We start from the raw sequence: 24435 nt of genomic DNA on the forward strand, positions 1-24435 counted from the left end.
CAGATTTTTAAAAAGTATTTCAACCAAACCTAAAACCCCTATTTTTATGAAAAAAAACTACTTTTTACTGTTATTGTTGTTTTCTGCAATTGGCATTGCCCAAATTCCATCCGGTTATTACAATACTGCAACCGGAACGGGTTACACTTTAAAAACTCAATTGTATAATATTATTAAAGGTCATACTGATAATGGATATGCTGGTTTATACACCACATACCAAACTTCTGACGTTGATAATTTTTATGAAAATGACGGAACAGTTTTAGACATGTATTCTGAAAATCCATCAGGAACAGATCCTTACAATTACAGCACAGGAAGTACGCAAAGATGCGGAAATTATTCTGCAGAAGGTGATTGCTACAACAGAGAACACATTATTCCACAATCGGTTTTTAACGAACAGTCACCAATGGTTGCTGATGCGCATTTTATTACGCCAACTGACGGAAAAGTAAACGGAATGCGTTCCAACTATCCACACGGAACTGTTAGTACTGCAACTTATACTTCTCAAAACGGAAGCAAATTAGGATCAAGTTCTGTTTCTGGATACTCTGGAACTGTTTTTGAACCAATCAATGCTTTTAAAGGCGATATTGCCAGAATGTATTTTTATTTTGCAACGCGATATGAAAATACAGTTGCCGGATATTCTTATGCTATGTTTAATGGTTCAAGCAACCAGGTTTTTACAACCGCTTTTTTAAATGTGCTTTTAGCCTGGCATGCACAAGATCCTGTAAGCGCGAGAGAAATTGCCAGAAATAATGCCATTTATGCTCGTCAAAACAATCGGAATCCGTTTATCGATCATCCTGAATATGTAAATCAAATTTGGGGCGGAACTCCTTCTGGAGATACTCAGGCACCAACTGCTCCAACAAGTTTGGCTTCGACTTCAAAAACTTCGACTTCAATTTCACTTTCGTGGACAGCATCTACAGACAATGTAGCCGTTACAGGTTATGATGTTTATGCAAATAGTGTTTTAAAAACAACTGTTTCTGGCACAACAGCAACCATTACAGGTTTAACAGCTTCCACAGCTTATTCTATTTATGTAAAAGCAAAAGATGCTGCCGGAAATACTTCATCTTCAAGCAATACAATTTCGGTTACAACAAACAGCTCAGGCGGAACTGCAACCGATTTGCTTTTCTCTGAATACATTGAAGGTTCTGGAAACAACAAAGCTTTAGAAATTGCCAACAACACAGGAAGTTCTGTTAGTTTATCGGCTTACACCATTAAAAAACAAACTAATGGTTCTGGTTCGTGGAGTACCGGTTTGGCTTTGAGCGGAACTTTAGCAACCGGAAGCAAATTTGTAATTGTAAACAGTTCTATTTCTTCAAGCTGTTTTTCTCCAAGTTCTGCGAACATTTCAACAACGGCAACTGAATTGACTTTTAACGGAAATGACGCTGTAGGTTTATTCAAGAATGGCGTTTTAATAGACATCATCGGAACTTTTAATGGCGGAACTGCCAATTTTGCCATTGATGTAACTTTAAGAAGAAAATCGACTGTTACTTCTCCAAGTACAACTTTTAATTTAAGTGCTCAATGGGATTCGTACTCTCAGGATACCTGCAATAATTTAGCTAGCAAAATGGTTAAACCTGCAGAAGAAGTTGTGGAACTTTCAGATGAAATTGTGGTTTTCCCAAATCCTTCTGACGGAATTTTCAATATTGTTTTAGACAATCCGGAATCTCCATATTCTATAGAAATTCTTTCTTTTTCAGGACAGAAAGTTTTCGAAAAACAAAACACAACAGATTCTGTAATTTCAGTAAGTCATCTTTCTAGTGGAATTTATGCTGTTAAAATCATTAAAGACTCAGAAGTGATTATCAAGAAAATAATCATCAACTAAATATTTTTTTCACGCAGATTCGGCAGATATTGCAGATTAAGAAAACTTAATAAATATTGACACAGATTTATTAATAACTCTAAACCCATTAAATCTGCACAATCTGCTGAATCTGCGTGAAACAAAAAAACTCAGTACATAAAAAAACCTTAGATCCTTAGCATCTTAGTAACTTAGCACCTCAATAAAAAACGGATAAATTCTTAATTTTTAGTCTAATTTCAGAGCAAGTTCATTTTTTTTAAAAGAGTTTGTTGTCAAATTTGCGCTTGCTATTTATTTACATTAAATTTGCAACTCAATACAACAAACTACACATCACAATGATCCATTTCTTTGAAAACCAAAGCAAAACAGTTTTTGCAGTACAAACGCAAAACGAACTTTCAGCTCAAGACATTTCAAAATTAAACTGGCTTTTTGCCGACTCGCATAAGATCGAAAAATCCGCACTGACGGATTTTTTTGTTGGTCCACGTGCCACTATGATCACGCCATGGAGTACAAATGCGGTAGAAATTACTCAGAACATGGGTATTTCAGGAATCATCAGAATTGAAGAATTCCACCCAGCAACGGCAGATTTCAATGATTTCGATCCGATGCTTTTTCAAAAATTCAACGAATTAGATCAGGAAATCTTCACGATCAATATTCAGCCTGAACCAATTTTGGAAATTGATGATATCGCAGCTTACAACAAAGTAGAAGGTTTAGCCTTAAGCGAAGAAGAAGTTGATTACTTAAACAATCTTTCGACTAAATTAGGAAGAAAACTTACTGATTCAGAGATTTTTGCTTTCTCTCAGGCAAACTCAGAGCACTGTCGTCACAAAATCTTCAACGGAACATTTGTGATCGACGGAGAAGAAAAAGAAACTTCTCTTTTCAAATTAATCAAGAAAACATCTCAGGAAAACCCTAACGATATTGTGTCTGCATACAAAGACAACGTTGCTTTTGTAAAAGGACCAAAAGTGCAGCAATTTGCACCAAAATCGGCAGACAAACCTGATTTTTACGAAATAAAAGAATTTGATTCAGTTATCTCTTTAAAAGCCGAAACACACAATTTTCCAACAACAGTTGAGCCTTTCAACGGAGCTGCAACAGGTTCTGGAGGAGAAATTCGTGACCGTTTAGCCGGAGGACAAGGATCGTTGCCATTAGCCGGAACTGCTGTTTACATGACTTCTTACTCTCGTTTGAAAGAAGACAGAAAATGGGAAAATGCTGTTGAAGAAAGAAAATGGTTGTACCAAACGCCAATGGATATCTTAATCAAAGCTTCAAACGGAGCTTCTGATTTTGGAAATAAATTCGGTCAGCCGCTTATTACAGGTTCTGTTTTAACTTTCGAACATGAAGAAGAAAACAGAAAAATTGGCTACGATAAAGTAATCATGCAAGCGGGTGGAATTGGTTACGGAAAATTAAATCAATCTATCAAACACAAACCAAAAGAAGGCGATAAAATTGTTATTCTTGGAGGTGAAAACTATAGAATCGGAATGGGTGGTGCTGCGGTTTCTTCTGCAGATACAGGAGCTTTTGGTTCAGGAATTGAGTTAAATGCGATTCAGCGTTCAAATCCTGAAATGCAAAAACGTGCTGCTAACGCGATTCGTGGTTTAGTAGAAAGCGACAACAATCCAATCGTTTCTATTCACGATCACGGAGCGGGTGGACACTTAAACTGTCTTTCTGAATTGGTTGAAGAAACTGGAGGTTTGATCGATTTAGATAAATTACCAGTTGGCGACCCTACTCTTTCTGCAAAAGAAATTATTGGTAACGAATCTCAAGAAAGAATGGGATTGGTTATTGGTCAAAAAGATATCGATACTTTACAGAGAATTGCTGACAGAGAGCGTTCTCCAATGTATCAGGTTGGAGATGTAACGGGAGATCACCGTTTTACTTTCCAATCGCAATCAAATGGTTCAAAACCGATGGATTATGCTTTAGAAGATTTCTTCGGAAGTTCTCCAAAAACGGTTATGACAGACAAAACAATCGACAGAAAATATGCTGATGTTGCTTATTCTGCAAATGACTTCGAAAGTTACTTAAAAGACGTTTTACGTTTAGAAGCAGTTGCTTCAAAAGACTGGTTAACAAATAAAGTTGACCGTTGTGTTGGAGGAAAAGTTGCCAAACAACAAAATGCAGGTCCGTTACAATTACCTTTGAATAATGTTGGAGTTATGGCTCTGGATTATTTAGGAAAAGAAGGTATTGCCACTTCTATTGGGCACGCTCCTATTGCGGCTTTGATTGATCCTGTTGCAGGTAGTAGAAATGCTATTGCAGAATCGTTATCAAACATTATTTGGGCTCCAATTAAAGATCAGTTAAAAGGTATTTCATTATCTGCAAACTGGATGTGGGCTTGTAAAAACGAAGGTGAAGACGCGCGTTTATACGATGCTGTACAAGGATGTTCAGATTTTGCTATAGAATTGGGAATCAATATTCCGACAGGAAAAGATTCACTTTCAATGAAACAAAAATATCCAAATGATGAAGTAATTGCGCCGGGAACGGTTATTATTTCAGCGGCTGGAAACTGTACAGATATTAGAAAAGTAGTTGAACCTGTTTTACAGAAAAACGGAGATTCAATCTATTATATCAATTTGTCTCAAGATGATTTCAAACTTGGAGGTTCGTCTTTTGCACAAATCAGAAATACAATTGGAAACGAAACTTCTACAATTAAAGATTCGGCTTTCTTTAAAAACGCATTTAATACAGTTCAGGAATTAATCGGCGAAAGCCAAATTTTAGCAGGTCACGATATCGGAAGCGGTGGTTTAATTACTACTTTATTAGAATTGTGTTTTGCTGATGTGAATTTAGGAGCTAAAATTGATTTCAGCGCTTTCGCGGAAAAAGACTTATTGAAAATCCTTTTCGCAGAAAACATCGGAATCGTATTCCAGGCAAAATCTGATGCTGCTGTTGAAGCTAAATTAAATGCAAACAACATCGAATTTTTCAAATTAGGAAAAGCGACAACTACTGAGACTTTAGACCTTGGACCTTGGACTTTAGACATAAAAGCTTATAGAGATGTTTGGTTCGAAACTTCTTATTTATTAGATCAAAAACAATCTAAAAACGGAAGAGCTCAGGCGCGTTTTGAAAACTATAAAAATCAGGTTTTAAATTATACTTTCCCTGCACATTTTACAGGAAAGAAACCAGAAATCGACAAGTCTAAACCGAGACCAAAAGCAGCCATTATCCGTGAAAAAGGAAGTAATTCTGAGCGTGAAATGGCAAATGCTATGTACTTGGCAGGTTTTGACGTAAAAGACGTTCACATGACGGATTTAATTTCTGGCCGTGAAACTCTTGAAGACATTCAATTTATCGGAGCTGTTGGAGGATTCTCTAACTCAGACGTTTTAGGTTCTGCTAAAGGTTGGGCTGGAGCTTTCTTGTACAACGAAAAAGCAAAAACAGCTTTAGATAATTTCTTTAAAAGAGAAGATACTCTTTCTGTTGGAATCTGTAACGGTTGCCAGTTGTTTATGGAATTGGAAGTTATTAATCCAGAACACGAAGTTCACGGAAAAATGCTTCATAACGAAAGCCAGAAACACGAAAGTATCTTTACTTCTGTGAAAGTTCAGGAAAATAACTCAGTCATGTTATCGACTTTAGCAGGAAGCACTTTAGGAGTTTGGGTTTCTCACGGAGAAGGTAAATTCAAATTGCCTTACTCTGAAGATCAATACAACATTGTTTCTAAATATGCTTACGAAGGATATCCTGCAAACCCAAATGGTTCTGATTACAACACGGCTATGATGTGTGACAAAACTGGAAGACATTTGGTTATGATGCCTCACATTGAGCGTTCGACTTTCCAATGGAACTGGGCGCATTATCCAAAAGATAGAAATGACGAGGTTTCGCCTTGGCACGAAGCTTTTGTTAATGCCAGAAAATGGATTGAGAAAAACTAAGAAATATATTTCAGAAGAAGCGCCCGAATTTATCGGGCGTTTTTTTTTTGCCACAGATTAAAGGGATTATCACAGATTTTTTTAAGTTTTTAAAATTATTTTAATCCTTTAATCTGTGGCTATTTTTAAAAATAATAATTAGTGGCTAAAACATAAAAAAAAATGCCCCGACGCTATCCCTAAGCCGAAGCATTTTTATTTTCAGTCTTTAAATGCCGATGCGATCCCGGTTACAATATTGGCAGTTCCAAAAGCAAATAACCCCGAAGCAACTGCATTTTGGCCTGCAAAAAATTGGTTTTCAACAATTGCATTACTAAAGAATAGTCCACCGGCAGCCCCCGCAACCAGCCCAATTCCTATTAATACAATTGTCCACCAGGGTTCCGGATCCGGCGGCGGTGGCGACGGACTTTTCCAAAAACGTTTCCACCAGCCTGGGTATTTGGTTCCGCACCAGCCCATTGCTAAATAGAAGGCAGTTTCCATGATGTTAAAATTTAGTTAGTACCTACTCTTTTGCTTTTCGGCTTCCGCATTTAAATCCGCGTAAAAATAGAACAAGCCTAAAGTAAAGATACAAGGTAAACTACTGTTTTTGAAAGGGGAAAAATCCCCATTTTTTCTTCTTAACCAGACTCTAATGTATACGTAAGACTAGTTTAATGATATCTTAAGGTGGTTTTTATAGCTTCATTTATGGAGATAAATATCTTTGTCTCATGAAAAAAATGATCCAAAATATACTCCTTTTTACTTTATTTCTTGTAAGCCAATTCAGTTTTGGACAGCAAAATCCATCTTTAGACGGAACAATTACTGACGGAAAACTTCCTGTGGAATTTGCTGATGTTATTTTAAAAAACGCTGCCGATTCTACAAAAATTGCAAACTATACCATAACGGATGCTTCCGGGCATTTTTCTTTAGAAAATATAACGGCAGGCAAATATCTACTCGAATTGAAATTAATTGGATATAAAACCGACAGCAGAACAATTAATTTTACAGGATCGCCTATTTCTGTTGGTACCGTTGTTTTAAAAAATGACACGAATTTATTGAATGCTGTTGTAGTTAATTCTCAAAAAAAACAAATTCAAAAAACAGATGAGGGTTTAATTTTTAATGCCGTTTCGAATATCACTCAAGCCGGCGGAACAGCAACCGATATGCTAAAAAGCATTCCAACTGTTGCAGTCGATGCAGAAGGCGGAATTACCTTAAGAGGAAAATCGCCCATGATTTTAATTAATGGTAAAAACTCAGCTATTACCAACATGGACCAAATTGCTGCGAGCAGTATCGAAAGTATCGAAATTATCAGCAATCCTACGGCAAAATATGATGCAAATGCAGAAAGCGGAATCATCAATATTAAACTTAAAAAAAATAATCAAAGCGGACTGAATGGCGCTGTTGTGCTGGGAACCGGTTTTGGTGCCAAAGGACGAATAAACAGTTCTGTGCTTTTGAACCATAAAACCGAAAAATGGAATTTTGGTTTGGGCTATGATAATCGCTTTGCCGGACGAACTAAAAAAATAAAGGCTGATCGCACTAATTATTTTATTGATGATGAACATTATATCCATCAAAACAGAAATGACGAACGCAAAGAAGGTTTGCAGAATTTAAAATTCAACGTCGATTTTACTCCAAATGAAAGAAACACTTTTTCGTTTGAAGCCTTAGGAAATTTCGAAACTCAGGATAACGACGAAACTTTATATACGGGTGTAAATACCAGTTCGAACCAGTTTTTTTCTGATAACAGAAGACATTCACTAGAATTAGAACGCTCAAAAGTAGGCGAATTGGCTTTTACTTATGATCGAAAATTCTCTGATGATCGAAAAAGCCTTTCTGGTTCTATTACTTCTTCTTTCGGAAAACATAAAGAAAATACAGATATTGACACCTATAATTATGACCAATATCATCAGCAAATAGGCGATGCTTTTTTACAAAGAACTCATAATTATGAAAACGAAAATATTTCTAATGCTATCGTTAATTACACACTTCCAGTTTCAGAAAAAGCAATTGTAGAAACCGGTTATAAAGGAACATTCCGTTTTTTTAATTCTGATTTTGAAAGTGCTGATTTCGAAAATGGTAATTATGTTATAAATCCTTTAGCGAGCAATTCTTTTAAATTTAACGAACAGATTAATGCTGTTTACGGAATGCTGAATTCGTTTACCGGCGATAAGGAAAACCCAAAATGGAAATACAATTTAGGTTTGCGTGCAGAAAATGTTTCTAACACGGGAGCAACGAAAAACAATAGCGACCGTTTTAGTAATAATTATTTAAAATTGTTTCCAGCAGCTTCTTTACAATTAAATTTAAAACAGGATGAATTTGTAAAATTAGGCTACAGCAAACGTATTAATCGCCCGGATTTAGATGATTTGAATCCGTTTATTGATATTACAGACGCATTGAATCCACACGGAGGAAATCCGTATTTAAAACCCGAAATTGTTCATATTGGCGAATTGAGTTATAATAAAACCTGGACAAATTATTCTTTTTCAGCTAATGCTTTTTACAGAAATGCAAAAGATGCTATAAGACAATATGCAGAACTTCAGGATAATGGCGTTGTTTTGTTACAACCCAGAAATATAGGAAATACTGTAACCTATGGTTTAGAAACTATTTTTAGTTTAAAACCATTTAGTTTTTATGATGCCAACATTAGCATAACAGCTTTCCATCAGCATATAGATGCTTCTAACCTAACGGAAGATACTGTAAGTGATGCTTTTAACTGGTACGGAAAAATGATTAATAATTTTGTGCCGTGGAAAGGTGGAAAACTGCAACTTATCGGGAACTACAATTCAGCTTTGGCAACGGCGCAGGGAGAACGAATTCCAATTTATAATATCGATATGGGATTTCAGCAAAAATTAGGAAAAGGAAATGCCTGTTTGGGATTGGTTGTAACAGATGTATTTAACACACTCGAAAGCGGATACAAAAACAATACGTTATTATTCAGCAATACCCGAATAAACAAATCAGATACACGCGCCGTGATGCTTACCTTTGCTTATACTTTTAAATCTGATTTTAAAGAAAAACTGCTCGAAAATCAGTTTTCTACAGAATAAAATTGGCCGGAAGATTATAAAATGTAAAAAAAACACATTCTTGTTATTTAGATTCAAAATTTCTATTAAAATTTAAGTTATATTCGCTACATAAAATCTGCCGCTGATTTTATACCGATACCCAAAAGCACTTTAATCCTACATAGAAATGAAAGCCGTACAATTATTATTTATTACATTATTTTTTATCGCCTCAAAATCATATTCTCAAGTTGAAGTAAATGTAATTACCCATAATTCTAAAGAACGTTACATTACTACTACAATTGGCTATCCGGTTCAGGGAACATATGCTCCTATCGGTATGAAACAGCCTATTACCATTTTAAATCCAGACGGAACAGGTTCTATACAAGCTGATGATTTGAGCAAACAAAAAATCAATTGGGGAATTGAGTGTACAGAAGAAGGAACTCCTATCTTTAAAGAAGGTTTCAACAGTAAATCATACACCTTTTGGTACAGACCAGTTGAAGGTAATGAATGGTTTTATTCGCAATTTTCAATTCATTTCGCCAAGAAAAAAATGTTTTTAATGGGTGAAAGAGTAAAAGAATACGAAGATTATAACGTACAATAGCCTCTTAAAATATCGTCGCAAATTAAATATTTCTTGATTTTTGGGATTTTTTGCTATAAAAAAGAAAACGTTTTCGTTGATTTTTAATAGTCTCTATAAATTTTCCCATAAAATTCCATAAAATAAAAAATCATACTTAATTTTTATTTAATTTGCAGTAAAATTCAATATATTAAACATGGTTTCAATCACACGCCTTTTTGATTTTCCCTATTATCAACAAGAAACTTATAACCTTCCAGTTGCTCTGGCAACCAAAAAAAATGGAGTCTGGGAAAAAACATCTAGCGAAGAATATATTGCAAAAGCAAATGCTGTTTCGAGAGCATTATTGCGCATGGGCGTTCAAAAAGATGATAAAATTGCTTTAATCACTTCAAATAACCGTACTGAATGGAATGTGATGGATATTGGTATTTTGCAGACTGGTGCTCAAAATGTTCCTATTTATCCAACGATTGCCGAAGAAGATTACGAATATATTTTAAATCACAGCGGCAGTATTTACTGCTTTGTTTCTGATGACGAAGTTTATCAAAAAGTACAGGCTATCAGAGCCAATGTGCCCACTTTAAAAGAGGTTTATTCTTTTAATGAAATCCCGGGTTGCAAACACTGGTCAGAGCTATTAACTTTAGGTGCAGACGAAAGCAACCAAAATGAAGTTGAAGCCAGAAAAGACAGCATTAAAACAGATGATTTAGCGACTATTATTTATACTTCAGGAACTACAGGAAAACCTAAAGGAGTTATGCTTTCGCACAAAAATATTGTTTCGAATGTTTTAGACAGTGCACCTAGAATTCCTTTTGATCCGGGAAAAAGTACTTCATTAAGCTTTTTACCAATCTGCCATATTTTTGAAAGAATGATTTTGTATATCTATCAATATTATGGTGTTTCAGTTTATTTTGGAGAATCGATTGATAAAATTAGTGATAACTTAAAAGAAGTGAAACCAACCGTTATTACGGCTGTACCAAGACTTTTAGAAAAAGTTTACGATAAAATTTATGCTAAAGGAGCTGAATTAACAGGCATTAAGAAAAAATTGTTTTTCTGGGCTATTGATTTAGGTTTAAAATACGAACCATACGGAGCTAATGGTGCCTGGTATGAGTTTCAGTTAAAAATTGCCCGCAAACTTATTTTCAGCAAATGGAAAGAAGGTTTGGGCGGAAATTTAGATTTAATGGTTTCCGGAAGTGCCGCTTTACAACCTCGTTTAACAAGAGTTTTTGCTGCTGCAGAAATTCCGGTTATGGAAGGTTACGGTTTATCTGAAACTTCTCCGGTAATTGCCGTTAACGATCAAAGAAACAAAGGATTTAAAATTGGAACTGTTGGAAAACCAATTCGTAATATTGAAGTAAAAATTGCCGAAGACGGAGAAATTCTTTGTAAAGGTCCAAACGTAATGTTAGGCTATTACAAAGATCCTGAAAAAACTGCCGAAGCGCTGCAGGATGGTTATTTCCATACTGGGGATATTGGTGAAATCGACAGCGAAGGTTTCTTAAAAATTACAGATCGTAAAAAAGAAATGTTCAAAACATCGGGAGGTAAATATATTGCGCCGCAAATGATCGAAAATGCTATGAAACAATCTCGTTTTATTGAGCAGATTATGGTTATTGGTGAAGGCGAAAAAATGCCGGCCGCTTTTATTCAGCCAAACTTTGAATTTGTAAAAGAATGGGCAAAAATCCACAAAATTACTTTAGGAAATTCTGATAAGGAAATTAGTCAAAACCCAGAGGTTATCAAACGTATTGATGAAGAAGTAGAAAGCATCAACAAAAAATTCGGACACTGGGAACAAATAAAACGTTTTGAATTGACTCCGGATGTTTGGTCTATCGACGGCGGGCAGCTTACTCCTACTTTAAAATTAAAGCGTAAAATTATTAAAGAGATTTATAAAGATCTTTACGCTAAAATATACGGGAACAATTAATAAACCAAAATATTTTTAACCAAAGAAAAAGGCTGTCTTAATAAGACAGCCTTTTTTAATTAATTACGAAGACACCAATGTAAAATCTTGGCGATGTTTTTGGCATCGTCAATTCCGCGGTGATGTGTTCCTTCCAGCGGAATATTCAGCATCTGTAAAGCGCCATTCATTCCGGTTGACCTTTGCAGACCAAACTTTTCGGCAAAATGCTCTTTTACATTGATATGCTCGTCTCCCATTGGATAGGAAATACCAAACGATTTACATTGTTTTTTAAGCATATTCAGATCGTACTGACCGTAACTTGCCCAAGTATATAAATCGGGGTTATATTCGTCGATTAACTCGTTAATGGCATCTTCAAAACTTACACCGTTTTTATCCAGTAAATCCTGAGTAATGGTTGTTAATTCTGTACAAAATGGACTCACATGCGAACGCTGCGGTTTAATTAAAATGCCTTTGTTCTTGGTAATTTGTCCTGTTTGTGAATCTAAAACGGCTAACCCGATTTCGATAATTTCATTTTGCTGACCTTTCGGGACCGCGCCCTGCCAGCATGTGGCTTCTAAATCAATGATGATAATTTTATCTGTAGTTTTCATTTTTTCTGATTTTTAAATGTTTTATAATTCTCTGTCTCCAAAAGGAGCTTTCCAATCTTTCTTCATAATGAGAGCTTTTACTTCATCATAAGAAAGCGGTTCGTAATTGTGGCAGTCCACGCCAACATCAAAAGAACGTGAAGTTTCATCGTTATACAGATGTCCGTGTGAGTGTCCGTATAAGTGCCATGTTCCTCGAAATGAACTTCTCCACACTTTCATGGCGTAGTGAAACAAGATTATTTTCTGTCTTCCGTTTGGTGCATCTGCATCTTCAACACTTAATTCATAATAATCTTTAATCCACTCAAATCGTTTAGCATAACTTAATGCCGATTTATCGTGATTGCCTTTTATAAGAAAAATTGATCCGTTTAACTGATCTAAAATTTCTTTTGTTCGCTCTGGTCTCGCCAAAGAAATATCACCTAAATGATACACAATATCTCTCGGACTTACCTTTTCGTTCCATCGCCTAATGAGCTCCGCATCCATTTCTTCAACGGTGGCAAAAGGACGCTCGCTAAACCTGATTATATTCGTATGACCAAAATGATGATCAGACGTAAAAAATATTTTTTGATTCTTTTAAATTTAATTTTTAAACTAAAACCACCAGCGTTTCCGTTGATGGTTTTTCTTTATTTCACGAAGATTTCCTTCAATTGACCAATTACGTTTCCGCTTCCGGAAATTGTGATTTCTCCAATTTTATCGGCGATTTTTTCAACGTATTCCATCTCTTTCAATTTCCACAACATTTCGTTTTCTTCCATCAGCTTTGCTGTGTTGAGTAAACTTCTTGTTGCAGCGGTTTCTTCTCTTCTCATGATACTGTTGGCCTGTGCTTTTTTCTCGGCAACCAAAACCTGATTCATGATTTCTTTCATATCTCCTGGCAGGATTACATCACGAATTCCGGCATCAGAAATCTTCAAACCTAAGTCTTCAATTTTAGTTGCCACTTCGGCCAAAATTAATTCGGCAATAGTGTCTTTCTTAGCCAGTAATTCATCTAAAGTCAATCCCCCAACAAAAGCTCTTAAAGCCAATTGCATTACAACATACAATTGTTTTTCAAAATCTTTGTTTTCGACCAAAGCTTTCATAATGTCCACAACCTGATATCTCACAAAAAAGTTGATTCTTAATCCTGCTTTATCCTTAGTCAACAATTCCTGACCTGAAATTTCAATTTGCTGTTGTCTGATATCAACCGTTTTAACTTCGATTGTAGTCGCATTATTCCAAAAGTAATGAGTTCCTGATTTTAATTCTTTTACGAAATTCCCGTTTACAAACAACAAAGCTTTGTCGTTGCTTGCTACAATAAACTTTCTTATAAAATATCTTAACTGGTTACTTTCTAAAATGTTTACTGGAACATTTTCTGTAATTTCAATTTTAGAAAGATCTGCTTTTGTAAATTCATTTGTTACAATACCTTTCCAGAAAGGATGTCTTCCCGGAGTTAAAACGCCTTTAAAGTTTCCATTTACGAAATGCAAAACAATTTCGTTATCGGCAACCTCAACAACTTCAAGCATTGAAGCCAAAACTTCATTCTGCAATAAAATGTTCAATTCTAATGGTGTGTGAAAAACGGCATTCATATCATAAATCATTACATTTTTATCTCCAAAAATCCAGTACAAACCTTCTTCTAATACTTTTACTAATTTTCTGTTTTCGAAAACCAAGCCCACTTGGTAACCTTCGATTTTAATTCTTTTAATCATGGTATTTTTTTGTTTAAAGTTTTTCTTTGTTTCAAGTTGTGAAACAGTCGAAAATCTTTATTCTATATTTTTATTTTTTGTTTCAGGTCTTTTTTGTTTCAAGTTTCAAGTTGTAGAACAGTCGAAAATCTTTATTCTATGTTCTTTACTCTATTCTCTTACTTCTAACTTTTTACTTCTAACATCTAACTTTTTAATAAAAAAACCTCTTTGCCTTTCTCCTCCGAAAAAACGGATGAAGAGTTTGTAATTTGTTTACCCGAATTGTTTTCAATTGTATTTTGCAGAGACGATCCCCAAATCATCTTCACAATCAAATCGAAAAGAAAACAAGTATTTCAAAAAACATTACTTTTCGCACTGGCTTTATCATGAGTGTGAAATTTTAGATTCGAAAATCTTAATTTCACTGACAAAGACAAATCAGTTTTTTTCTGGTCATCTTTTTAAGAGTGATGGTCTCTTGAAACAGATTTTGAGCCTGTTGCTGACTTACCGCTCGTCCAACTACCCCATAGGGAGTAGTGCAGGAATCGAACCTGCGTTGACTTCTATTGCTCTAACCGTACTGAGCTATCGCATTGCTGCGAATGGGAGTCGAACCCATGACCCATAGATCTTGGTGGAATAGTTTTTTGGAAAACCACCCGAAAACCTCCAAACCAAGCTGTATAGAAAAACATAATTCGCTTTCGCGGAAAGTTCCCTACAATGGTGCTATACAGAAACACGCAACTGGGCTTGTTTGATATTTTTAATCAAAGCCTAAACTTTGATGCATTTCATTTTATAAAAGAACTTATTTTATTTCCTGAACAAATATTCAAATTACACTGCGCAGTAATTTTGCGCAGTGCAAAAACTTTTAGTTAATCCATTCTATTACAGTCGATAAATAGACTTGCCTAACCTCTTCAAATCGGGTTATATTCGGAATATGATTGACTTCTAATAAATATTTAGAACCGTCTTTTGCAACGATATAGTCATTTCCTATCATATCCATTTGCAAAACATTTTTGATGTAAAGCGTATCGTCTAACAAATCCTGATCGACAGGCATAAAATTGGCATTATCAGGATGGATTGACTTTAACCAATCCTCACCTTCCAGTTTTATCTGCCAATACGTTTCGCCAATCATCATAATTCTAACGGCTTCACCTTCAAAATAAGGTTCAATGGTTGCGGTAAATTCGCTTTCCCATTCTCCGGTAAAGCGATGTTTGTTTTCACCACAATGCCAGTTTCCCCATTTTGCAACTGTATCTCCGGTTGTGTTTACAGAAGCGCCCGCACTTATAAATCCGCGTGGAGCACTGAATCTTGAAAGAGACAACGCTTTTACCAGACAAGGAATTTTAAAACGGCAGTCCAGCATTGCTGAAGCCTTTGGATAACAATCGCCATTCCAGATCGCAAGACCTGTAATAAAATCAAAATCATTATCGTAAATTCCGTAATAGACCACTTTATCTACAGGTAACATTCCAACTCCAATCGATTTTTCCATATACAAAACCTCATCTTTAACCACAATTTTAGGTATAGACTGGTGCCAGATAATATGTCCTGAATACTGGGCTTTTATAATGTCGTATTCTTCCTGTTCAATTCCAACAAGGGCAATTCGGTTGTATTTTTGTTTCATCGTTTTTAATTTTAAATGTTACTTGTTTTTACTTTTTAAACGGCTTCGAATTTTAGGCGTTTGATTCCGAAATCTGTTTTTCTTAATTTGCACATTCTTCCGTCTGAAATATGGTGGAAAACAATTCCTTCAATATCATTTTCTGATAATACTTTTTCTAAATCATCGAAATCAAGACTTACAAAATCGAGAATTTCACTTCCATGTTTTACCAAAGTATGTTTCTCAAACTTTTCAGGGTTACCTTGAACTTTTGGTCCGCATAACTCGTATGTTCCGTCTGCTTTATCTTCTAAGCGGTCGAATGCTTCGAAGAAATGTTTGTCTTCAGATTTTGAACGATCGCATTTTAACCAATGCGGGTGATGTCCTGTAATTAAATCTGCTTCCTGACACGGAATCGCATTCTCCGGAATCGTACGTCCTTTTTTGGCGTCGAATCTTTTGTATAATTCTCCGTTGATAATGGCCGAAGATGTACCGTCAAATTTTCTCGTTGCGATTGCTTCTCCGTTTATTACCCATGCATTTTCTGCATTGATTTTATTTACTACTCTTGCTAAGTTATTTGGGTCTTTAGCAAACAATGTGCTTATCTTTTTCATATTTATTTTTTTTATAGGTTCTAAGTTGCTGAGATACTAAGGGGCTAAGTTTTTTCTCTTTGCAACTTATTATCGTTTAGTACAGGAAGAGAGACTCGAACTCTCAAAAAACTGATTCTAAGTCAGCCGCGTCTACCAATTGCGCCATTCCTGCTTTTTTTTAAAGGTTCTGAGGTTCTGAGGAACTAAGAGGCTAAGTTTTTTTAACCTTTGCGCCTATGTAACTTTGTACCTCTGCACCTTCCTCAGTACCTTAGTCCCTCAGAACCTCAGGACCTTCAAATAAGCGGCTCATACGGGAGTCGAACCCGTTTCTCCCGAGAGACAGTCGGGAAGGTTAGCCAGTAACCCCAATGAGCCAGTTCCTTCTAGAGAACGAGTGATTTTGGAAGGATTCGAACCTTCGATCATCTAGCTTAGAAGGCAGACGCTCTATCCAGCTGAGCTACAAAATCATTAATTTTTGGGCATAAAAAAAGCACCCGGTTAAAGGTGCTTATAAATTCAATATGATATAACTATCCTATTGCCTGTATTAATGCACCTGTGTTGTTAAACGTCCAAGATCAAACCTTGGGTCTAGCAGTTGTGTGTTATATATGTTGTTATGTAAAGCCATTTTATATGTTGTATTATATTTTGAAATCGTTGTTGATATTTGAATTTCTGTTTTCAAATTTTCTTCGGCAAAGATAAAGTCGAAAAAATCAATTATCCAAATCATTTTTAAAATTATTTTATTGATTATCAAATAGTTATACTTAAAATTAAAACATAGAAATCCTTGTCCGCATACTGGTGCAGATTCCTTTTTGTATCAAATGACTGTCTCTCATCAGATTACTTTTCAAGATTATATTTCAATATTTAGTTTATGCATTAAACATTTGGTCAATTATTTTTTTAATTATTTTTAGTTATGGTGTCTTTTTTATCATTTTTCTTGTCATGTTGAGCGAAGTCGAAACATTTTTTTGTCACACTGAGCGAAGTCGAAGTGCTATTTAACCAAAATCGAAATGCTTAAAAACAAAAAAAGCGTCCCGAAATCAGGACGCTTTTATACTTTATGTTGAGTTAAACTCTAAAATCTACATTTCAATTTCATAAAAATACATATTGCATCCAAACACCTCAACTGGAAAATCTCCGGCTAATTGTTCAAAATTTTTGCTTACTGAAAGTATCATATGTATTTTTTCTGTTTATTAATTACAGATACAAATGTAGTATATTTTGTGATAATTTAACAAATTATACTGAAAATATATTTTTTATAACAAATTAGCTTTTATTGAGACAAGCTTTTTTTATCTGCTTCTCTGAAAATGGCGATAACGTTTCTGCCAGATTACGGCTGGTTCTTAAACAGCTTAGGATTTTGTGCCTTAAATTGATATCGTCGCCAAACTCTGTATGCATTAAGAGCTCGAAGATTTCCTGCAAATACAGGGGCTGTTCTTTGTAATCTCCCTCAAACAATTCGTCTGAAAGGAAATTAATTACGGATGGCACTACATCACGATGTGTTGGTTTTTGATTTTCTTTTGACATAACGGAAAATTTTAAACGCACGAAATCCCTCATTTTCGGTTGTGTCAAAACATCTCTAGGAAATGCGTTAGGGCTATCACTAGCACCTTCAACGTGAGTGAGGGATTCGCTTATTATTAACTTATATTAAGTTTTCAGGATATAATCCTAGATTTATTTTGACAGAACAAATATAAGTTTTTATTTTAAAAAGAAAGAAATAACTCACAAAATAATTAAGTTTCATAAAAAACATTCAATATTCCTTTAGCTTTACTTCTAGTAAATTTTGAAATGATACTATACTCTTCTAAAATTTTAAGAAATCTTTCATTTTGTTCATTTAAATCAAAAGATACTTTTACATCATTTACAATATCAACAAATTTATCTCCCATTTTTTCTAACAAATCACAAATATCATATTCATTATTTTCATCAGAAAAAGCTAAATTAAATAAACTAATTTTATAAGATTCTTCAAAATCAACTGTGATTAGTTTTTTAAATAATGTTGAACTTAAATTCAATGATTTATTTTTCAAATAAAATTCAGCTATTTTTTGCAAAAATTCTAAATTTTCAGTTTTAATTATTTCTACTTCTTTTTCTATAATAATTTTGTCTAAAGATTCAATACTTAATTCAGAATCAAGCAATTGTTCTAAAAATTCAATATCAAAACTATAATTACCTAACTCTGAAACAAAACTATCTTCATATGAGATAATTAATTTAACTAAAACATCTTTATTATTTTTAAATAATGAATCGAACTCTTCTACGTCAAGCACGAAAAAAACTCTTTCTTCCAAATATGAAATCCTAGAATCTATATTTATTCTATTTGATTTTAAAACAAATTCTCCTGATTCCGCAAAGATTGCCTCAAAAGAATCCTGTGAAAGATTTTCATCGTTTATAAGTTCATAAATAAAATCTTCACATGAATTATTTTCACCAAATAAAACATCTTCTTTTTCATAAATACCTAAAACAGATATTTTTGTATAGTTATCACTATCATTTAAGAAAACAATCAAATCTGAATCAAACAAACTTTCCCAACTATAATATTCTAAAATATTTTCCCAAGAAGAGAAAATTTTATTTCTCTGAATTAATAATGTTTGAATTTCTTTTACGGGAATACTATCAAAAGAATTTAATTTGTCTGTAAATCCTTTTTGTATTATTTTTAATTTATGTTCTAAATCTAGTATTTTATCATTTTGCTCTAAAAGGTACAAAACATCATCAGCTTTTTCATTTACATTTTCTTCAATAGCTAAATAAACATTTTCCACATATTCTTTTAAATTTTTGCTTATTCTTATATATAAATTTGATGTTTCGGTAGATTTTAAAAATCCAAAATTTGAATTAAAAAACTTGTTCACATCGTAATCATATTTTTTATCTATTTTAGAAAAAAGATTTAAATTGTCAATATTAATTTGATACAAATCGTGCAGGTAAACTTTTAATAATAAGTTTTTAATTTTTTCAGAATAAGTTATTGAAGTAAATTGAACTTGTAAAACCTGTAAAGTTTTTATAAAATGATCTGTATTTATTCTTTCAAATGCATCTTTAAGTAAATCCTTATCTAAATTAATAAAATTTGTTAATCCTTTATTTTTATTCAACTTTATCAAAGTCTTATTGCCAATGTCATCTGAAAATAATTGAATTAAATCAAGCAGAATAATTCTTCTTAAATCTTGAGAAAGTTTTGTTTCTACAAAATGCCAGAATTTGTCCCATTTAGTTATTTCAAAATAAAAATTAGTCAGAGTAACATTATCATTACTTATTCTTTTTAAAAAACTTTCAATAAAGTAAACACTTTCATCATGATAATTTTTTATCTGATCCAAAACAAAATCAAGTTTTTCATTTCTTAAATTAGGGTTTTGGGACTCTTTTAATAAAAATTGCAAAATGTCATAAATTAATATAGATTTATTTTTAAATCTTATATCTCTTATGTTCTTTACCAAATTTTCTACATTTTCAATTTTCTCTTCAAAAGAGGTAGTTTCATTTTGGTTTATTTTCATCATCAATTTATGATCACTGGAAGATAGTGAACCTGGATGAAAGTATGAGACGTATTCTATAAAATCTTCATTTAAATAATCATTTTTGAATAGATATTTAAATAAACTAATGTTAGGATTTACTTTATTTTCAATAAATTCTTTACCATCAACATTTCTATATATTTTAGATGAATAAACTAGTTCTAAAAAGTGATCAACTCCTTCACTATAATTTTCACATAATTCAAATAAACTTAAATTTTTAATATTTTGTTTTTCATTATTTAAAAAAAGAATTTTCCTTTCTAATAAAGCTATTTTATTTTCATGAAAATCATTAATCAGCTTTACCCTTTTATTATATGTTAATTCGCTATCCATTTCATCTTCAACATCTTTAAAAGAAATACCTGAGTTATGATTTCTAACATAATCATAACTGAACTTAATATTACGAGATTCTTTTATTTTTTCGAAATTTTCATCAGTAATCAGGTTATCACTCAACTTCATCCCCTCTATATCTATAATTTTTTGCAAATGTTTTTCCTCAATTAACACCATCAAATTAAAAATATAAATTTTTCTTAGCTCGTTTACATCTCTCAAGACTTGTTTACTCAGTAATTTTTCCAATTCATTCTTTTCTTCAATTTTAGCTTTCAACTGATCGTCAATTCCCACAATAATTTTTTCCAAATCTTTGTCTTTTTTAAAATCTTTTTTAAAAATTCGATGCAGTTTCGATTCATTTTTTTGAATTCTCGCAAAATCATCTGGAAATATGTTTTTGTAAAATATAATTGCAAAGAGTTTATTTTTATCAATACTAGGTTTATCAATAATTAAAATCTCGTTGTACAATTTAAATTCATTACAAATATTGATAACTGTACGCATGTCATACACATAATTAGAAACTTCGGAAATGAAATTTTTATCTAAAAAACTTTTATTTTCTATGACAACCGCACTTTCATTTTCTTCCTTTTGAAAAAATCTTTCTAATTTTAAAAGAAACATATTTTTTGAATTACTATAATCAGTAATTGGTATGACAGGAACAATTATATCAAAAAACTTTGTCTTATCTTCTAAAATTAATTCATCTTTTACTGAATAAATAAACTTAACTGGCTGAATAACATCCTTAGACTGTTTAATTAAAATAGAAAGTTCTCTAATTTTAGAATATAATTTGATAGCTACATCATCACTAAATCTATCAATATCTTCAACAATAACAATATTCGTATTAGTTTTTTCAAAGAAGTAAATTATTTCATCGATGTTTCTATTAAAAACAGAAAGATCTTTATCTGTTTTTTCATTAACTATTTCAAGAGTGTTTGGAGTTAATTTTGAGAGTTTTAAATTCTTTATTTTATCAAATGATTTATAAAAAATATAAAATATTCCAGTAATAAAAAATAATCGTATAAATTCTGTATTTGTGCTAATTCCTTTAAAGAGAATAAGCTTTTTATTAATCCCTTCAAAAAATAAAAAAATTAAAGAATAGAACCACAATGTCAGTAAGCATATGAAAATTAATTTTCGAAAAGGCTTAGTAAAATCAATTCTTTTATATGAAGATTCTTTTATTTTTATTTTTTTCTCATAATAAAGAATTTGCTGAACTATACTCGTTTCTATTAATTTTTCATCCGATTTATCATCTTTAAAACTTGCTAGAGAAATATGTAAATATTCATTACCTCTATTTCTTTTACAAAATTCGTTAATGATTGTGCTTTTACCTGTTCCAAATCCGCCAGTTAAAGCAATATTTGTTACATTTTCATTGTGTATTGCAAAAGATAAAGCATCAAGATATTTATTTATCTGATTGTTTCTTGTTTCATTAGGCAAATTTGCAGTCAAATCTTCAAGTGACAATTGATTTTTGACTGGATTATCTTTATATAAGATAATTTCAACTTTAGTTAGATAATCAATAGTATTTTTAAACAGTATCTGTAAACACTTAATCAAAAACTCTTTTAACATTTCAAATTTATCTATTAAGAACTTTTTACTTCTCTTAAAAGACCACATAATTATTAGGATAGCTAATAAAACTAAGATATTTGAGTTTATGTATTCTGTCATAGATATGCGTTTATTTAAATTTAGAACAGCGAAAGTTATTAATTATATAAGATTTAATCTTACGGTTTTCCTCACTAATTTTAATCTTGTGATTTTTCAAATATATATAATCAAAAAGCCTTCAAACCAAGTACAAACACCTGATTTAAAAGCCAAATTAATAATCTTAAATCCCAAAAAAACTTTTAGAATTCCGAGTCGTTTCCTCCGCCACTTTAGCCAAAGTAATCCCTTTAAACTGTGCAATTGTTCCGGCCACATATGGCAGAAAAGCAGGTTCGCAACGGCGCTCGTGGTATTTCTTCAAGAGACTGTTTGGTACATTTTTAGGAAGCATAAACGGCGCATCGGTTTCAATCATCATTCGGTCGAGCGGTACGTACTGAATGACTTCTTTTAAATGGCTGAAACGTTTGGCATCTGAAATGGCTCCCGTAAAACCCAGATAAAATCCGTTATCGAGATAGGTTTTGGCTTCTTGCAGACTTCCTGTAAAACAATGCACAGCGGCTTTTGGCAGTTTCGGTAAATAGTCTTTTGTGATATTCATAAACGAACTAAAAGCGCTTCTTTCGTGCAAAAACAACGGTTTCTGTACTTCAATAGCCAATTCTAATTGGGCTTTATAACATTCTTCCTGTTTGTTTCGGGGCGAAAAATCACGATCAAAATCGAGTCCGCATTCGCCAACTGAAACGACATGTTTCAGTTCTAATAATTTCCTGAGTTTCGAAATACTCTGCGTATCAAAACTCTTTGCATCATGCGGATGTATGCCCGCCGTAGCGTACAACACGCCCGGGTATTGTCTCGCAATCTTTGCAGATTCTTCGCTATTACGTACGCTGGTGCCCGTGAGTATCATTTGCGATACATTGGCGTCGAGCGCGTCTTGTACGACATCGTCTATGTCGTTTTGGAATTGTTTGTTGGTTAGGTTGATTCCTATGTCTATATATTTCATTTTTTTTTAAGATTTTGTAGAGAAAAGAAGCAAGAGGCAAGACTTTTTGATTTTTATTCTTTTTCTCTTGCTTTTCTCTTTTCTAAACATTTTTAAAATTTCTGAAGCAGGAAACAAAATCTAAAAAGTCTTGCCTCTTGCCTCTTGCTTCTTCTTAGTCTTCACGGCTTCCATCATCTGCCATTCTAACCAATTTCGGTGTAAACTTCGCTACTACATCAACTAAATCCTGTTGCGCTTCCATGACCTGATTGATATCTTTATACGCCATTGGGGCTTCGTCTAGACCTGCTCCGATAAGTGTAACGCCATGATCTTTCAGGATTGATTTCATTTCGGTTTGTGTGATGTTTTTTATCGCTTGGGTTCTGCTCATTTGTCTTCCTGCTCCGTGTGAAGCTGAATTTATAGCGTTCTCCTCGCCTTTTCCTCTCACCAAAAATCCCGGTGCGGTCATACTTCCCGGAATGATTCCCATAACGCCTTTTCCGGCTGGAGTTGCTCCTTTTCTATGTACGATCACTTCTTCGCCGTTCCAGGTTTCTTTCCAGGCGAAATTATGGTGGTTTTCGACTTTGGCTAAAATCGTTGCTCCCAAAGCGCGTTCCATTTTGTTATGGATAATCTCGTGACAAGCCGAAGCGTAATCTCCTGCCAAATTCATTGCCAACCAATATTCTTGTCCTAATTGCGAATTCAGATCCAAATACGCTAAGTTTTTTGCTACTTCTGGAAGTTTACATTCGTCTTTGGCAATTTTAGTATAATGTCCGGCAATCGTTGCTCCCATTCCGCGTGAACCGGAATGCGTTAACAAAGCGACGTATTTTCCTTTTGGGATATTCAAAACCGCATCGTCTTTGGCAAATTCCATGATTCCGAATTCCACAAAGTGATTTCCACCACCTGAAGATCCTAATTGTGACCAAGCTTTATCTTTTAAGTTCTTCACAAACGGATTCATATTAAATGTATCGTTCTCTAAAACCGCGTGATCTGATTTGTACTGACCGTGAAATCCGTGACCTGCTCCAAAAATAGAATTCGCGATTAATTCTTTTTTGAATTTAGCTTCGTTTTCAAAATAAAAAGCTGCAGGAATATCATAAACCGACAACGCCATTCTACACCCAATATCAACTCCAACTCCATACGGAATAATGGCATTTTTTGTGGCTAAAACTCCGCCAATCGGTAATCCGTAACCTTGATGCGCGTCTGGCATTAAAGCTCCGGCAACCGTCACAGGCAATTTCATGGCCACTTCCATTTGTTTTCTGGCTCCGTCTTCGATATGATCTAATCCGTAAGCTGAATACGCATTCGGAGTTTCATTTAAAGCAATAAAATCTTCTGGTTTTTCATTCGATTTTTCGATTAAAGCAACAGCCAATTTGCTGAAGATTTTATCGTTTATATAGTTTTCCGGAGTTTCTAAGACGTTTTTGAAATTTGTGATCATTTCGTCTCTTGTGAATCCGTTTCTTTTGCTGTTTATTTTTAAGGCAATCCCGATTATTTTTCCTTCTGGAAATCCTAATTCTAATATGTCTGTACCGTTTATTTGGGTTTTCATGTTTTTGTTTTTTTGATAGTACAAAGGTTACTAACTACTGCGCAGTTATTTTGCTTAGGTTTTAAAACTAAGTTTTTTTTA

General features: G+C 33.6%; 15 protein-coding genes and 3 tRNA genes. 5 read left to right on the plus strand and 13 right to left on the minus strand.

The features are described 5' to 3' along the window. Positions 1–46 precede the first annotated feature (46 nt). Together ABDW27_RS05440 and purL are read left to right on the plus strand one after the other, a co-directional pair. Positions 47–1885: an endonuclease gene (locus ABDW27_RS05440; protein ID WP_343694943.1), complete on the plus strand. Its 1839-nt coding sequence runs from the start codon at positions 47–49 to the stop codon at positions 1883–1885. A 323-nt stretch (positions 1886–2208) separates the two neighbouring features. Continuing rightward, positions 2209–5862, plus strand: coding sequence for a phosphoribosylformylglycinamidine synthase (gene purL / locus ABDW27_RS05445; protein ID WP_343694944.1), 3654 nt, complete (start codon positions 2209–2211; stop codon positions 5860–5862). A gap of 201 nt (positions 5863–6063) precedes the next feature. On the opposite strand, the gene ABDW27_RS05450 is transcribed toward purL, so the two are convergent. After that, positions 6064–6351 (minus strand): hypothetical protein, encoded by a 288-nt coding sequence (locus ABDW27_RS05450; protein WP_343694945.1) that lies wholly within the window; start codon positions 6349–6351, stop codon positions 6064–6066. Between the two features lie 233 nt (positions 6352–6584). Between ABDW27_RS05450 and ABDW27_RS05455 the strand changes: the two genes are divergently transcribed. From ABDW27_RS05455 to ABDW27_RS05465, 3 genes are all read left to right on the plus strand, one after another. Then, positions 6585–8987, plus strand: a complete 2403-nt coding sequence (locus ABDW27_RS05455; protein ID WP_343694946.1) for an outer membrane beta-barrel family protein — start codon at positions 6585–6587, stop codon at positions 8985–8987. Positions 8988–9135: 148 nt separating this feature from the next. Further along, complete coding sequence (locus ABDW27_RS05460) at positions 9136–9567, plus strand: hypothetical protein (RefSeq protein ID WP_343694947.1); 432 nt, start codon at positions 9136–9138, stop codon at positions 9565–9567. Positions 9568–9745: 178 nt separating this feature from the next. Next, positions 9746–11524 (plus strand): long-chain fatty acid--CoA ligase, encoded by a 1779-nt coding sequence (locus ABDW27_RS05465; protein ID WP_343694948.1) that lies wholly within the window; start codon positions 9746–9748, stop codon positions 11522–11524. Between the two features lie 59 nt (positions 11525–11583). On the opposite strand, the gene ABDW27_RS05470 is transcribed toward ABDW27_RS05465, so the two are convergent. The 12 genes from ABDW27_RS05470 to ABDW27_RS05525 all read right to left on the minus strand — a co-directional run bounded on the left by ABDW27_RS05470 (position 11584) and on the right by ABDW27_RS05525 (position 24354). Next, positions 11584–12129 (minus strand): 3'-5' exonuclease, encoded by a 546-nt coding sequence (locus tag ABDW27_RS05470; RefSeq protein WP_343694949.1) that lies wholly within the window; start codon positions 12127–12129, stop codon positions 11584–11586. Between the two features lie 21 nt (positions 12130–12150). After that, positions 12151–12705 carry a metallophosphoesterase family protein gene (locus ABDW27_RS05475; RefSeq protein WP_343695276.1) on the minus strand — a complete coding sequence of 185 codons (555 nt, stop codon included), beginning with the start codon at positions 12703–12705 and terminating at the stop codon, positions 12151–12153. A 65-nt stretch (positions 12706–12770) separates the two neighbouring features. Further along, a complete protein-coding gene (locus tag ABDW27_RS05480; protein ID WP_343694950.1) occupies positions 12771–13868 on the minus strand; it encodes a slipin family protein in 1098 nt (365 codons plus the stop codon). 865 nt (positions 13869–14733) lie between these two features. Beyond that, positions 14734–15519, minus strand: coding sequence for a hypothetical protein (locus ABDW27_RS05485; protein ID WP_343694951.1), 786 nt, complete (start codon positions 15517–15519; stop codon positions 14734–14736). Between the two features lie 35 nt (positions 15520–15554). After that, entirely contained in the window at positions 15555–16124 is a 570-nt protein-coding gene (locus ABDW27_RS05490) for a DUF5565 family protein (protein WP_343694952.1), read from the minus strand. Positions 16125–16204: 80 nt separating this feature from the next. Continuing rightward, positions 16205–16278: transfer RNA gene (locus ABDW27_RS05495), tRNA-Leu, on the minus strand. A gap of 133 nt (positions 16279–16411) precedes the next feature. Further along, positions 16412–16484 (minus strand) — tRNA-Asp (locus ABDW27_RS05500). A 20-nt stretch (positions 16485–16504) separates the two neighbouring features. Beyond that, positions 16505–16579, minus strand: a tRNA-Arg gene (locus tag ABDW27_RS05505). An 829-nt stretch (positions 16580–17408) separates the two neighbouring features. Continuing rightward, the gene (locus ABDW27_RS05510) at positions 17409–17678 is read right to left on the minus strand and encodes a hypothetical protein (protein ID WP_343694953.1); all 270 of its coding nucleotides are present in this window, start codon (positions 17676–17678) and stop codon (positions 17409–17411) included. Between the two features lie 215 nt (positions 17679–17893). Next, positions 17894–21814 (minus strand): hypothetical protein, encoded by a 3921-nt coding sequence (locus ABDW27_RS05515; RefSeq protein ID WP_343694954.1) that lies wholly within the window; start codon positions 21812–21814, stop codon positions 17894–17896. Between the two features lie 166 nt (positions 21815–21980). Then, positions 21981–22778: a TatD family hydrolase gene (locus ABDW27_RS05520; protein WP_343694955.1), complete on the minus strand. Its 798-nt coding sequence runs from the start codon at positions 22776–22778 to the stop codon at positions 21981–21983. Between the two features lie 154 nt (positions 22779–22932). Continuing rightward, complete coding sequence (locus ABDW27_RS05525) at positions 22933–24354, minus strand: RtcB family protein (RefSeq protein WP_343694956.1); 1422 nt, start codon at positions 24352–24354, stop codon at positions 22933–22935. Positions 24355–24435 lie beyond the last annotated feature (81 nt).

Source organism: Flavobacterium sp., from assembly GCF_039595935.1.
Taxonomy (GTDB): Bacteria; Bacteroidota; Bacteroidia; order Flavobacteriales; family Flavobacteriaceae; genus Flavobacterium.